We start from the raw sequence: 13,810 nt of genomic DNA, 5'->3' as shown, positions 1-13,810 counted from the left end.
ACTATAGCGCTTCTAGGTAAGCCCTAGCAGCCTTAGCATCTTTCGTAATTTGTATTTTTAGCTCGTTCAACGAGCCAAAAGGTTGTTCATCTCTGATTTTTTTAACAATTTCTACGCATATGCGTTTACCGTAAAGGTTATCATTAAAATCAAATATATGTGCTTCTAATAAAATTTGTTGACCAGCAACCGTAGGCCTTGTTCCAATATTGGCTACACCATTTAACCATGGGCCAGCTTCAATACTGACTTTCACTGCGACGATGCCTAACAGAGGCGGAATATCTCTTTTAAGATGAATGTTTGCAGTGGGAAATCCCAAGGTGCGGCCAATCTTCTCGCCATGACTCACTCGGCCATACAATCTATATGGGTGACCTAATAACTGTTGCGCCTTTACTAGATTTCCTTGGGCTAACGCCTGACGGATAAGGGTTGAACTGACTCTATCTTCAGACACCTTGAAACTATTGGTATCTACGACTTCAAAGCCATGTTTTATTCCTGCCCTCTTAAGAGTATCAAAACTCCCCTCACGGCCTTTACCAAAACAAAAATCATCACCCACAACTAGGTACTTAACCCCGAGTTGTTTAACTAATAATTGTTCTACAAAATCTTCAGCGGTCATTTCAGCAAACTTTTTATTAAAACGAACGCATAAGGTTCGTTCCATGCCTAACTCCGCTAATAAAGGAATTTTCTCTCTCAAGCTTGTTAAGCGAGCTGGGGCTGCGGACTTAGCAAACCATTCTTTAGGTTGAGGTTCAAAGGTCATTACCGTTGCCGCTAGTCCCATATTTTTTGAGACTTTTTTTAGTTGAGCGAGTACCGCAGCATGCCCCTGATGGACACCATCAAAGTTGCCGATACTAAGCACACAACCAAAATGGCGCGCACGAATATTATGTATACCCCGAATGAGTTCCATTTACTGCGAATAAAGTTGCTGATTAAAAACGGCGCATTATAACCCAGCTGATTAGGAAAATCTGCACTTCTTATTGAGTTTTAAGCTGTCTAGGTCTCACACCTAAAATAAACATGCTGATTAGGTAACTTAGGGCGCCGATAGCAATCAGCTTAGCCAACTCTGCGACCCGCACTCCAAAACTGAATTGCTGCCAAGTATCAATACTAGGATTAAGGTGATAAATTACCCCAGCCATTAATACTGCCGACAGCGCCGCCTTAACAATAAACCACACTGTGGTGCTATCAAATCGGTAGATATTCGCTTTAGATAAACCACGGTACAGTAATACCATATTTAAAAAGGCCGATGCTGAAGTGGCCAATGCCAGACCTACATAGCCAAACGGGAACACCAAAATTAAGTTAAACACCATGTTACTGGCCATGGCGATGACACCAATTTTTACTGGTGTCTTGGTGTCTTGTCTTGCGTAGAAACCCGGTGCTAACACTTTAATCATCATGAAGTTTAATAAACCTGCGCCATAAGCCATTAAGCTAACACTGGCCATGTTTACATCATCAAGAGTAAAGGCGCCACGCATAAACAAGACCATTAACATAGGGCCGGCTAACATGATCAGCCCCATCATCGCTGGCAGCCCTAGCATGGCCACACAGCGTATTCCCCAGGCCATGGTTTGCTTAAATTGGCCAGGATCAGCGCTGGCATGTTGGCGCGATAATACCGGCAGAATTACCGTAGCAATCGCAATGCCAAATAAGCCCAGCGGGAATTCCAGAAGACGGTCCGAGTAGTACAGCCAACTGATCGAGCCGGAGATTAAGAAACTGGCAATAATGGTGTCGAGCAATAAATTGATTTGCGAAACCGACACTCCAAATAATGCCGGTATCATTAACGTACGAATCTTTTTCACTCCAGGGTGCGACCAACCCCAACTGGGTTTAACCAAAGCGCCAGCACGATATAAGAAAGGCAATTGAAACAACAATTGCACTAAGCCACCAAAAAAGACACCAATGGCTAAACCATAGGCAGGCTCGGCTAAATTAGGCGCTAATAATACCGCCGCGCTAATAATTGCCACATTTAACAATACCGGGGTAAACGCTGCTACCGAGTACTTGCCCATGGTATTAAGCACCGCACCAGAAAAAGCGGTCAGGGTAATAAAGAAAATATAAGGAAAGGTTAGCTTTAATAAGTCGCTGGCTAATAGGTATTTATCCCCATTAGCACCACCTTGATGCCAGTCTAAAAACCAACCGCTGGCAAACAGCGCAATAATGACCGGCGATAACAGCACACCGATTAACGTCACCAGGGTCATGATCACCCCTAGGGTGCCAGAGACTTTGGCAATTAATTGCTGGGTTTCATCTGGCTTGGTTTCTTGGTATTCGGCCAATACTGGCACAAACGCTTGGGAAAAAGCCCCTTCGGCAAATAATCTTCTTAAGAAGTTAGGAATTTTATTGGCTAAGATGAAGACATCGGCACTGCTGCCAGCCCCCATAAGGTTCGCTATAACCACATCGCGAACTAAACCCAATACCCTTGAAATTAGCGTCATAAAGCTGACAATAAAGCCAGAACGCAACAATTTTTTACTCAAAAACCTGTTTCCCTTTAAAAATTCAAATGATCTATGCCTAAAAAATAACTTCCAAGCTATCACTTATTTCTATTTATTGTTAGAATTGCCGCCACATCTTAAACCAGTTCGGCCTATAAACGCCAAACCTGTGTCTCTGGTGATGGATGAACTGGGTGGAATTTGCACGTAGTCGTTGACTTTTCAACGCAAAACAGGCACACTCCGCGACCACAAGTTTAATACATAGTTTTTAGGAGTTGCACCTTGGCTAACATCAAGTCTGCAAAAAAACGCGCTCTACAATCAGAGAAGCGTCGTCAACACAACGCAAGCCGTCGCTCTATGACGCGTACTTACGTAAAAAAAGTTATCGCTGCAATCGAAGCTGGTGACAAAGCTGCTGCTACTGAAGCATTTGCTCAAGCACAACCTATTCTTGACCGTATGGCTACTAAAGGCCTTATCCACAAGAACAAGGCAGCTCGTCATAAGCAACGCTTAAACGCGCAAATCAAAGCACTTTAATTTTATATTAAAGTATTTGTTAAAAAACCGGCTCTTTTGCCGGTTTTTTAATATCTAAAATTTACCTAACCTACAGACTTTGATAAGTTTATCCAGAATAATAATATGCATTAAGGATAAACATGCGCTCTTCTCCATTAGTATTAGCCACTCTTTTGGTCGGCTTAGTGGGCTGCTCTGAAGCTCCAGAACCCAAACAGCTCTCACAATTACAACAAACCGCTCTGACGGATAGAACCGGTATAGATCTGGTTGAGTCATTAACCACTGAAGTGGGTCCCCGTTTACCTGGCAGTGACAAAGACATCGAAGCAGTTGATTGGGCTATGGCCAAGCTACAAACCCTAAACTTTGACAAAGTGTATAAAGAGCCTGTTGAAGTTCCCGTTTGGAAACGCGGTGCTGCTCGCGCCAAAACCATATCACCTTATAGCCAAAACCTAGTGATCACCGCCCTAGGTGGTTCAATTGGCACCCCTTTTGAGGGCATTCAGGGGGAAATTATACGCTTTGATGATATCGAGGCTCTAAGGAATGCTGATGCCGCCATGGTTGCCGGCAAGATTGTCTTTATTGATGCTAAAACCGAACGTCATATTTCGGGTAATGGCTATGGTAAGAGTGTTCCTGGTCGCTCAATTGGAGCAGTAGAGGCCTCTAAAAAAGGAGCCAAAGCCATCGTTATTCGCTCTGTGGGCACCTCAACCCATCGCTTTGCGCATACGGGGGTGATGCGTTACCAAGATGATGTAGCTAAGATCCCAGCGGCAGCGATGTCATCCCCTGATGCACAATTGCTCAATAGCATGTTAGCGCGTAATCCAAAGGTAGAAGTTGATCTTAACTTTGAAGCCCATAATTTAGGTTATGCCACCTCATACAATGTCATTGCCGAAGTTACTGGTACGACTAAAGCTGATGAAATCGTACTCATCGGCGCCCATCTTGATTCTTGGGATGAAGGTACGGGTGCCCTAGACGATGGTGCAGGCGTGGGTATTGTCAGCGCTGCGGGTCATTTAATTGGTGGCCTCGAGCAAAAACCACAACGTACTGTTCGGGTGGTGTTATTCGCAGCCGAAGAGATTGGTCTAATTGGTGCTAAGCAATACATAAAAGCCCACAAAGACGAGCTAGTCAATCACTTTATTGCCGCCGAATCTGACTTTGGCGCCGGTAAAATTTGGCAGCTGCAAACCCGTGTGCATGATGATAACCTAGAAGCCATTGCACCACTGTTTGATATGCTTAAACCACTTGGTGTTGGCAAGGGTCACAATAAAGCCCGAGGCGGCCCAGACGTGTCGATTATGCCTAAAGAAGGCGTGCAAGTGGCCTCACTTAGCCAAAATGGCACGGACTACTTTGACTATCACCACACTCCGGATGATACCTTCGATAAAATTAACCAAGATGACTTTGCTCAGAATGTTGCAGTATGGACCACCTTCGCTAACTTTATGGCAAACGTAGACGCGCCAACAGTAAGCTTAAAATAAGGTCTCCTGAACTCAGAATAATAAACAAAACGGCAGCCATAAGGCTGCCGTTTTGATAAGAACAATTGAAGCTAAATCAAGTCACTATTGCGACTGCTCATCACGCAAAAATACCCAATCAGTAGCCGTCGATTGTTCTTTACAGTAGTAATAGCCAGCAGTATCAAATGCCTTTAACTGCTCCGCGTCATCAATGCGATTTTCTATCATATAACGGGCCATCAGGCCGCGGGCTTTTTTAGCATAGAAACTAATGATCTTGTACTGGCCGTTTTTCTCGTCTTTAAAGTGCGGCGTAATGATGGTGGCTTCAAGTAACTTTTTGTTGATAACTTTAAAGTACTCGTTAGAGGCTAAATTCACCAGCACTTGACTATTTTGCTCAGCCAACTCAGTGTTTAAACTATTGGTGGGGGTATCTCCCCAAAATTGATACAAATTAGCCCCCTTAGGGTTGGCCAATTTAGTGCCCATCTCCAGACGATAGGGTTGCATTAAATCCAACGGACGTAGCACTCCGTATAAGCCTGATAAAATACGCAAATGCTGTTGAGCATAGTCTAGGCTGGCATCATCTAAAGTTTCAGCGTCTAAGCCCGTATATACGTCACCTTTAAACGCTAATACTGCTTGTTTAGCATTATCAAAACTAAACTCTGGTGACCACTCGCTGAACCGCGCCACATTCAAGCCAGCGATCTTATCACTTACCTTCATTAAACTGGCAACATCCGCTGGCGTCAGAGTGCGCGCCACTTCAATCAGTGCAGTAGATTGCTCAATAAAACGTGGCTGGGTATGCTTAGTGACCTGTGTAACTTCAAAATCTAAGGTCTTAGCAGGTGAAATAAGGGTTAACATAGTGATCTCATATTCGTTTTACTAATGGCAGTATGTACCCATCTTACCCTAAAGGATCCGCGATCAAAAAGGCCAATGATAAATCATTGGCCTTTAACGTTTTTAAAGGTGCATTATTTCCACGCACTTTTATCAATATGTCCCTTTAACTGCGGGAACTGTTTCGGGTCAAATTTGGGTTCTTTGCCCTGTTTTAGTTGACTGGTGTAATCATTAATCACCTTAAATGCCAAATTTGAAAGCAGCACAATTGCCACAATATTGACCAGAGCCATCAACCCCATAGAGACATCAGCTAAACTCCATACCAATGGTACCGCGGCCACGCTACCAAACATAACCATAACCAACACAGCCACGCGATAAGGCAATAAAGCCTTAGTATTATTATTACTTAGAAACAGTATGTTAGATTCAGCGTAGGAGTAATTTGCAATAATTGATGTAAAACAAAATAACAAAATACAAATAGATAAAAAGGTATAACTCCAGTCACCTAATTGCCCAGAAAGAGCTTGGCCTGTTAATGCTATGCCGCTCAAGTTATCCGGATTTTCTAAACCACCACCTAGTAATATGATCCCTGCAGTCGCACTACAAATCACTATAGTATCGACAAATACACCTATCATCTGTACAAACCCCTGAGATGCTGGATGGTTAGGGTTGGCGTGGGCACTGGCAGCAACATTAGCGGCACTCCCCATACCTGCTTCATTTGAAAATAAACCACGGGCAATGCCACTCTGCATAGCCTGACTTACGGTATAACCTAAGCCACCTGCGGCAGCCTCCTGCCAACCAAACGCACTATTTACTACCAGCGCTAATACCTCAGGTAATTGCTCTATATTTAAAAAGATAACGATCAAGGCCACTGAGATATATGATAACGCCATGATGGGCACTAAGTAGGTGGTTACCCTCGCCACCAACTGCAAGCCTCCGGCAATCACTATGCCGCTAGCAATTACCAAGATGATCCCTACTGTAGTTTGGTCATAACCATAAGCGGAGTTCAATGCACTGGCAATGGTATTAGCCTGCACTGCATTAAAGACTAAACCAAAAGCAATAATAAGCAGTATTGAAAAGAGTACTCCCATCCATTTCTGACCCAAGCCCTCAGTCATATAATGGGCGGGGCCACCACGAAATTGACCTTCAGTATCTTGTTCTTTATATATTTGCGCTAAAGTCGATTCAATCATAGATGTTGCCATCCCCAGAATCGCAATCACCCACATCCAAAATACGGCGCCGGGCCCACCAGCAACAACAGCCATAGCAACACCGGCCATATTACCAGTACCGACACGAGCAGCCATGGAAGTACAAAACACCTGGAATGATGATAAGCCATGATTGGAGACTTGGCTGTTTTTGAGTACGGCAACACCGTGACTAAAATGACGTAACTGAATAAATCCTGTTTTTAAGGTAAAAAATAAACCAGCGCCCACTAATACGTAGACTAATAAATGCCCCCATAAAATTTGATTTAGAAAACCAATGGCTGATTCAAACATAATTACCCTTACTACAGTTTACTTGAGGCATCGCCCCAGTCTGACTAATATAAAAACAGTAATGATAGCAACTTAAGCAAATTCCATCGCTCATAGGGTAATAAATATCCGAAAACTTTAGACCAGGGCAACTTAAAACGCACAGCAACCGAACAATGACCCAACAAACCACCAACAACCTTTACAACCCGTTTGCTCTATCTCAAATCACCAGCTTTCATAAGTAACTAAAATTCAAAATTTCATATATTGAAAACAAGAATACAAAACTCGTTATTTACAGATCTGTTTACCCAAAATAAATGCTAATTATTATAAAATAATCCAAGATTTTTAGTTAATAGTTACTATTTTCGTAATTAGTTTTCAGTTATGCTTAAGACCTGTGCACCTTTCGTGTTTACTTTATGGGCGTTGTAAAAGCCAAGGTAGCAAGGCTCTCGAATTGAACCATGATTATTTTATGTAAAATGAGAGTAATGTAGATAGGTTGACCTTTAAAGGCACCCTCATGGACAGCGTTGTCAGCCATGGCACTGCGCAAGGGCTCCTTGGTGTGGAATAACCACGGTTCAGTCGCTATTCCAAAATATAAAGGGCCAACAGCTGCTGCAAAAACGAACAACAAAGGTCAACAGGCCCTTATTTTATAAAAATTAGCTAAAATGCTAACTATGGGTAATTACAAAACCTGAGCAAACCAGTATCTTCTAGTTAAGGAAATCGTCATGACTGACAGCTTAAGCCAATTAAAACAGTTCACCACAATTGTTGCCGATACCGGTGATATTGAAGCCATCAAGCAGTTTCAACCTGAAGATGCCACCACCAACCCATCACTCATCCTAAAAGCCGCACAAATTCCTGAGTATCAGCCGCTCATTACTGATGCCGTGAACTGGGCTAAAGCCCAAGGTAATAGCGGTCAAGCTCTACTTGATGATGCTGGTGACAAGCTCGCGGTCAATATTGGTCTAGAAATTCTAAAATTAGTACCAGGGCGCATCTCTACTGAAGTAGACGCTCGGTTATCATTTGACACTGAAGCCTCAATCGCTAAAGCGCGCAAACTCATCAAAATGTACAGTGATGCAGGCATCGATAAGAGCCGTATCTTAATTAAACTGGCGTCGACTTGGGAAGGCATTAAAGCGGCTGAAATTTTAGAGCAAGAAGGCATTAACTGTAATTTAACGCTACTGTTTAGCTTTGCCCAAGCACGCGCTTGTGCAGAAGCTGGCGTATACCTAATTTCGCCATTTGTTGGTCGTATTCTTGACTGGTACAAAAAATCAACTGGCGAAGACTACGTCGGTGCCGCAGATCCAGGCGTGATCTCAGTAACCGACATTTACAACTATTACAAAGAGCACGGCTACAACACCGTAGTAATGGGTGCCAGCTTCCGTAACACGGGGGAAATCGTTGAACTAGCAGGTTGTGACCGCCTGACCATTGGCCCATCACTACTTGAAGAATTACAAAAATCAAATGCGCTGGTTGAACAAAAGCTTGTTGCTGCCACTGATGTTAAGCCAGCACCTACAGCCCTGACTGAGCAAGAGTTCCGTTGGCAGTTTAACGAAGATGCCATGGCTGTTGAAAAACTGGCTGAAGGCATCCGTAACTTTGCCGTAGACCAAGGCAAACTCGAAGTGATGCTTAGCGAAGAGCTTGCCAAGTAATCAAGCACATTGTCGTAAGGAATAAAGGATGCCTAAATTAACCCAACTTGCCAGCTGGCAAGCACTGCAAGCTCATCAAGGGCAAATCGCCAGCACTCATATGCGTGATTTGTTTGCCGCAGACGCTGATCGTTTCCATAAGATGTCACTAAAAAGCTGTGACCTGTTATTAGATTACTCGAAAAACCGTGCCAGCGAACAAACCCTAGAGCTGCTGTTTAATCTGGCTAAAGAGTGCAATCTCTCTAGTAAGATTAACGCGATGTTCTCTGGTGAAAAAATTAACACCACCGAAGAACGTGCCGTTTGCCATAGCGCCCTACGCGCCAACCATGACGAGCAAGTGCAGGTAGATGGCAGCAACATCGTTAGCGAAGTGGCTGCCACTCAAGCACAAATGCAAGCCTTTGTTGACAAGGTTCGCTGTGGTAACTGGTTGGGTTACACTGGCAAAGCTATCACCGATATCGTCGCAATCGGTATTGGTGGTTCGTTCCTAGGCCCTAAAATTATGTCTGAGGCACTACGCCCATACTGGCATAAAGGCCTAACCTGTCACTTTGTGGCTAACGTGGACGCGACTTCGATTTGCGAAAAACTGAAGAAGGTTGATGCTGAAACGACGCTCTTTATTATGTCGTCTAAGTCATTTGGTACCCAAGAGACTCTGTCTAACACCCTAAGTGCTAAAGACTGGTTCTTGGCTCAAGGTGGCACTCAAGCCGATGTAGCCAAACACTTTGTTGGGGTAACCACTAACATTAAAGCGGCCACCGAGTTTGGCATTGACGAGCAAAACCTATTTACCATGTGGGATTGGGTTGGCGGTCGTTACTCGCTATGGTCAGCCATTGGTTTACCGATTGCCCTACTGATTGGCTTTGACAACTTTAAGGCATTACTAGCCGGTGCCAAAGCCATGGATGAGCATTTCCAAACGGCGCCGCTTGAGCAAAACATGCCAGCCATTATGGCAATGCTGGGCATTTGGTACACCAACTTCTTTGGCAGCCAATCCCATGTACTACTGAGCTACGATCACTACCTACGTGGTTTCCCAGCCTATGTACAACAACTGGATATGGAATCAAACGGTAAATCGACCACCTTAGATGGCGAGCAAGTCGATTACTCAACTGGCCCCGTGATTTGGGGCGGTGAAGGCTCGAATGGTCAACACGCATACCATCAGTTATTACATCAAGGTACCGGTGTGATTCCGGCGGACTTTATTATGCCGCTAAACAGCCACAACCCACTTGGCGAGCACCATGCCCAGTTAGCCTCTAACTGTTTTGGTCAGTCGCAGGCGTTAATGCAAGGCCGTACCTTTGAAGAAGCGCTCGCCGAACTTGAAGGTAAAGGCTTAAGCCAAGCTAAAGCTGAGCTCATTGCCAAACACAAAGTCATGCCGGGCAACAAGCCAAGCAACACCATCCTTATGGATAAGCTGACTCCTGCCACCCTAGGTAGCCTCATTGCCCTATATGAGCATAAAACTTTTGTGCAAGGGGTCATTTGGGACATTAATTCATTTGATCAGTGGGGCGTGGAACTGGGTAAGAGCCTTGGTAATGAAATTTTAGATCGCCTCGTGAGCGAAAAACCAAAGGCGAATTTAGACAGTTCAAGTAATGCATTGGTCGAACTTTTTCGCCAAAAACATATTTAAAATACAAATCAATAAGTTAAAAAAATAGACGGTAACCACCGTCTATTTTTTTACACTTTTTTTACGAAATATACACATTGTTGTTGCATATGTGCTCAAGGCTATGATAAAAAAAAGGTGAAGAATAACTAGAAGCAAAGGAGCCAACCATGGACAGATTAGACTATGGGACTGCAGTTAACGAAGTTATTGAAAAGCCAACAAGGGGACGTGCTGCCAAAAAACGTAAATGGCGTGAAATCGAGGCTCTCAAGGAAAGACAGCGCTTGATGAAAGAACTATCAGATTTTGATATGGAAGACAGCTTTGACCTCGAGGCTGTGAACTACTAAAAATTTAGAAGGCTTGCCACAGGGCAAGCCTTTGTTGTTTTAGTATGTTGTTAGCTTTTAGGCAAAAGCATAGGCTAATCCCTATTGTGCTTAAAACGGCGTGAAGCCTGTTGGCTGACCCCGATCATCTTGCCGAAGGCTTTATCTCTGGCACGCTTTTCAGCAATGGTCGAACTATTAAGCTCTTGTTCTTTAATTAGTTTTTGATAACTTATGAGTCGTCGTTGCTCTAAGCTACCCTTGACGATGGCCGCTATCACCGCGCAGCCCGGTTCGTTTTGGTGACGACAATCTCCGAAACGGCATCGGTAACTTAGCTCGGTAATGTCGCTAAAGGTATCTTTTACACCTTGCTCAGTATCCGCCAGCTGCAGCTCACGCATGCCTGGGGTATCCATTAACAAACCACCGGCGCTAATTAACTTCAACGCCCTCGCAGTGGTGGTGTGCCTTCCTTTTGAATCACCTTCTCGGATAGCAGCGGTCTTCTGTTCAGTACTGCCCAATAATGAATTAACCAAGGTGGATTTACCTACCCCTGATGAACCCAAAAAAACCAAGGTACGCCCTACCGAACAGTAATCATAGAGCACTTCCACGTCATCATTATCTAAGGTGTTAATCGCATGCACCATCATAAATGGATCCAACTGTTGTACCTGTTCTAGATAATCATCTACCTGAGCTTCAGAACACAAGTCAGCCTTGGTAAGGATCACCACCGGTTCCACTTCCGCATCTTTAACCAGCACTAAATAGCGCTCGATCCGATTTAGATTAAAATCATCATTTAATGAACACACAATAAAGGCAGTATCAATGTTGGCGGCGATTAACTGCTCGGCTATTTTGCTGCCAGGTGCTTTGCGACTAAACAGCGACTGCCTATCCAGCACCCTATAAAGCTGCTGATGAGCATCAATTAGCACCCAATCACCGACACACACGGGTTCAAAATGGATTTTAAGTTCAATACTAAAAATACCCACTTCACCCTGCACCGTTACTCGGCCTTTGTGTTGTTCGATCACTCGGACGCAATCATAATCGGTATATTCATCTAGGCTTAACTGTTGTTGATAAAATGGTTTCCAGCCTAAATCTAAAAGGCGTACTTGTTCAGACATCGTTACCACTGCCAAATAGGCCTTGTTTTAATTGTTTGGCCATATCGAGCCACTGCTGTTTTACCGGTTTCTTCACTTTGGCGCTAAACGTTGAAAGGTAAGACTTACCACTAATTCGGATCACCGGCCCTGACTCATGGCCGATAGACTTATTGGTAATCGAACTTAATAGGCCCTGCACACTAGAAACCACCCTAACGTTTTCAGGCAAAATAATATGACATTCACTTAGGGCACAAAACAGCTCAATGTGCAGTTCGGGGTGAGCAAACACCGCTTCCCTTAAGTCGAGAGTAGTATGGGCCAACACCGAAGTGACCCCAAGTTGTTTTGGTAATATTTGCGGGCCGCCGTGTTTATTATCTGAAAGAATGTCTTTAATTTCAGTGTAATCCTCAGCCAAGGTGGTTTTACTGGAATCCATATTGGCCTGCATTTCGGCATAGCTTTGTTCGGCTTCCCTCGGTAAGTCTTGCACCAATGCCATTAATTGCTCGTTATCCTCAAGCGCGGTGGCTTGGTCTAAGCGCCTTTCAAACGCTTCTTCAGATAATTCGCCATGGCTATAGTTAACAATTAACTTGTCGATGACTTCCTGTCTGACTTTCGCCGTCGGCCTATCCTTTATTGCAACCATCATCATTTCCTTAAGTAATAGATTTCAACTCGTTGTTTACTTAGTAAGCAAATATTGAGCCAAGAATAAATATATACTATTTTCAATAACTTAAAAATATAGTGGCAGAATTCACCTGATAAGAATAACCATATATTAGCTATTTTCACCGGCGCCAAAGTGAATTACCATAGACATAAATATAGAGCACCGGTAGCCATAACCATGGATAAAATCTCTCCAGAAACCAAACAAGAAGCCTTAAAAATTGCCAAAGCCACGCAAAAACAAGGGCAAACTAAAGAACAAACCAAACTCATTGCCCAGGGCATTGAAAAAGGCATCGCCCTTTATAAAAAACAACAAAAGCAAAAAGCCAGAGAAACCAGTAAGGTATTAAAGAAAAGGGCCAAAGCTAAGGCTAATGATCAAGCCATTGAACAAGGGGGGTTATCTGATCAAATTCAAGATTCCCAAGGATCATCAAAATTGGCATGGGGGTTGTTGGGGGTTAGTTGGATAGGCTTCCTAGTTTTTTATTTTTTTAGTGGGTGATTTGAGTTTTAGTCCACTTTTTAAGAATCGTCGGCTGTTCTAACCTTGATCATCAACTTGTCGGGGTGCCGATATCGGCCTCGTTTTAAGCTGCGCTTAGCTTTTCGAGTGTATCCACGGACTTGTCGGGGTGCCGACAGCACCCAGAAGGGAAAACCAGTTTTCCCCTCTGGACTCCCCTCCTGCCCCCGCAATCTGCTTCATCTTAATTTTCAATCGCCATTACGCAGACGGCTAGATTCGCCATCCATGGCTCAAGCTAGCCTTATTGGGCATCCTGCCCAATCCTACTAATGCCTCAATCAAATTAAGCGCAGAATGAAGGGGTGAATTGAGTAGCAGTGCGCTATCAATGAGCGTGCGTCTTAACGCGTTTATGATCATAAACGTTTTATGATTTGAAGATAACGCCCAAATAATGGGCTAAAAATGCTTGGTTAAAATAGTGAACGTAGTGAACAAAACCAAGCGTTTTTTGTCCCTGTTAATTTGCTTGTTAGGTAACTTTTACTATTCCACAAAAAACCTAGATTTAACGATATGATAAATCGACAGTGTTGCTAAAAGTAATTTAGGAAATAGAACTACAAAGAACATTATTGGAGAATCATCAAAATAATATGTTTCATACCGACCATTTGCAGAACCATCGATTATATTGTGATATGACCAATAGGAAAATACAATTGCAATAATTAACAATATTAACTCTTCAGCTTTAGTTAATTTCGTTTTTACTTTTTGATCAGACATAGTCAACGCGATCTCTAGTTACCTAGACATTATGACTCCCCTAGACAGTGCTAACCTCCTGCACATGGGTTAGCCTAAACCAGAGCCAAAAATATTCTTCAAAATATAATCAGGAGGTT

General features: G+C 43.5%; 12 protein-coding genes. 6 read left to right on the top strand and 6 right to left on the bottom strand.

Going from position 1 to position 13,810, the window contains the following annotated elements; genetic code table 11:
- Position 1: 1 nt before the first annotated feature.
- Both ribF and murJ read right to left on the bottom strand, forming a co-directional pair.
- A complete protein-coding gene (ribF, locus tag GFB48_RS16305) occupies positions 2-931 on the bottom strand; it encodes a bifunctional riboflavin kinase/FAD synthetase (protein WP_163938274.1) in 930 nt (309 codons plus the stop codon).
- A 70-nt stretch (positions 932-1,001) separates the two neighbouring features.
- Positions 1,002-2,555 (bottom strand): murein biosynthesis integral membrane protein MurJ, encoded by a 1,554-nt coding sequence (murJ, locus tag GFB48_RS16300; RefSeq protein WP_163938272.1) that lies wholly within the window; start codon positions 2,553-2,555, stop codon positions 1,002-1,004.
- Positions 2,556-2,801: 246 nt separating this feature from the next.
- On the opposite strand from murJ, the gene rpsT reads away from it, so the two are divergent.
- Complete coding sequence (gene rpsT, locus GFB48_RS16295; protein WP_163938269.1) at positions 2,802-3,062, top strand: 30S ribosomal protein S20; 261 nt, start codon at positions 2,802-2,804, stop codon at positions 3,060-3,062.
- 122 nt (positions 3,063-3,184) lie between these two features.
- Positions 3,185-4,561, top strand: coding sequence for a M28 family peptidase (locus GFB48_RS16290; protein WP_163938266.1), 1,377 nt, complete (start codon positions 3,185-3,187; stop codon positions 4,559-4,561).
- Positions 4,562-4,645: 84 nt separating this feature from the next.
- Here GFB48_RS16290 and yaaA read toward each other — a convergent pair whose 3' ends face one another.
- A complete protein-coding gene (yaaA, locus tag GFB48_RS16285; RefSeq protein WP_163938264.1) occupies positions 4,646-5,422 on the bottom strand; it encodes a peroxide stress protein YaaA in 777 nt (258 codons plus the stop codon).
- A gap of 113 nt (positions 5,423-5,535) precedes the next feature.
- Positions 5,536-6,951, bottom strand: coding sequence for a sodium:alanine symporter family protein (locus tag GFB48_RS16280; RefSeq protein WP_163938262.1), 1,416 nt, complete (start codon positions 6,949-6,951; stop codon positions 5,536-5,538).
- A gap of 728 nt (positions 6,952-7,679) precedes the next feature.
- Between GFB48_RS16280 and tal the strand changes: the two genes are divergently transcribed.
- The 3 genes from tal (at position 7,680) to GFB48_RS16265 (ending at position 10,640) form a co-directional block, all read left to right on the top strand.
- Positions 7,680-8,636: a transaldolase gene (tal, locus tag GFB48_RS16275; protein ID WP_163938259.1), complete on the top strand. Its 957-nt coding sequence runs from the start codon at positions 7,680-7,682 to the stop codon at positions 8,634-8,636.
- A 28-nt stretch (positions 8,637-8,664) separates the two neighbouring features.
- A complete protein-coding gene (gene pgi / locus GFB48_RS16270) occupies positions 8,665-10,308 on the top strand; it encodes a glucose-6-phosphate isomerase (protein ID WP_163938255.1) in 1,644 nt (547 codons plus the stop codon).
- A 149-nt stretch (positions 10,309-10,457) separates the two neighbouring features.
- Positions 10,458-10,640, top strand: a complete 183-nt coding sequence (locus GFB48_RS16265) for a DUF3545 family protein (protein ID WP_163938252.1) — start codon at positions 10,458-10,460, stop codon at positions 10,638-10,640.
- 74 nt (positions 10,641-10,714) lie between these two features.
- Here the strand turns inward: GFB48_RS16265 and rsgA are convergent, their stop codons facing one another.
- Together rsgA and GFB48_RS16255 are read right to left on the bottom strand one after the other, a co-directional pair.
- Positions 10,715-11,767 carry a ribosome small subunit-dependent GTPase A gene (rsgA, locus tag GFB48_RS16260; RefSeq protein ID WP_163938249.1) on the bottom strand — a complete coding sequence of 351 codons (1,053 nt, stop codon included), beginning with the start codon at positions 11,765-11,767 and terminating at the stop codon, positions 10,715-10,717.
- Positions 11,760-12,404, bottom strand: a complete 645-nt coding sequence (locus GFB48_RS16255) for a DUF1707 domain-containing protein (RefSeq protein WP_163938246.1) — start codon at positions 12,402-12,404, stop codon at positions 11,760-11,762. The genes rsgA and GFB48_RS16255 overlap by 8 nt, the downstream gene beginning before the upstream one ends.
- A 204-nt stretch (positions 12,405-12,608) precedes the next feature.
- Between GFB48_RS16255 and GFB48_RS16250 the strand changes: the two genes are divergently transcribed.
- Complete coding sequence (locus GFB48_RS16250) at positions 12,609-12,938, top strand: DUF2956 domain-containing protein (protein WP_163938243.1); 330 nt, start codon at positions 12,609-12,611, stop codon at positions 12,936-12,938.
- Positions 12,939-13,810: the final 872 nt, after the last annotated feature.

It is taken from the genome of Paraferrimonas sp. SM1919, from assembly GCF_010993985.1.
Lineage (GTDB): Bacteria > Pseudomonadota > Gammaproteobacteria > Enterobacterales > Shewanellaceae > SM1919.
Note: the sequence above shows the minus strand (reverse complement) of the source record. Positions and strands in the feature narration are given on the sequence as shown.

Bases quoted from the DNA above. Each gene is read 5' to 3' on its own strand.
- GFB48_RS16290 (WP_163938266.1), top strand. From the start codon at position 3,185: ATGCGCTCTTCTCCATTAGTATTAGCCACTCTTTTGGTCGGCTTAGTG.
- tal (WP_163938259.1), top strand. From the start codon at position 7,680: ATGACTGACAGCTTAAGCCAATTAAAACAGTTCACCACAATTGTTGCC.
- rsgA (WP_163938249.1), bottom strand. From the start codon at position 11,767: ATGTCTGAACAAGTACGCCTTTTAGATTTAGGCTGGAAACCATTTTAT.
- GFB48_RS16250 (WP_163938243.1), top strand. From the start codon at position 12,609: ATGGATAAAATCTCTCCAGAAACCAAACAAGAAGCCTTAAAAATTGCC.
- yaaA (WP_163938264.1), bottom strand. From the start codon at position 5,422: ATGTTAACCCTTATTTCACCTGCTAAGACCTTAGATTTTGAAGTTACA.
- GFB48_RS16255 (WP_163938246.1), bottom strand. From the start codon at position 12,404: ATGGTTGCAATAAAGGATAGGCCGACGGCGAAAGTCAGACAGGAAGTC.
- GFB48_RS16280 (WP_163938262.1), bottom strand. From the start codon at position 6,951: ATGTTTGAATCAGCCATTGGTTTTCTAAATCAAATTTTATGGGGGCAT.
- GFB48_RS16265 (WP_163938252.1), top strand. From the start codon at position 10,458: ATGGACAGATTAGACTATGGGACTGCAGTTAACGAAGTTATTGAAAAG.
- pgi (WP_163938255.1), top strand. From the start codon at position 8,665: ATGCCTAAATTAACCCAACTTGCCAGCTGGCAAGCACTGCAAGCTCAT.
- ribF (WP_163938274.1), bottom strand. From the start codon at position 931: ATGGAACTCATTCGGGGTATACATAATATTCGTGCGCGCCATTTTGGT.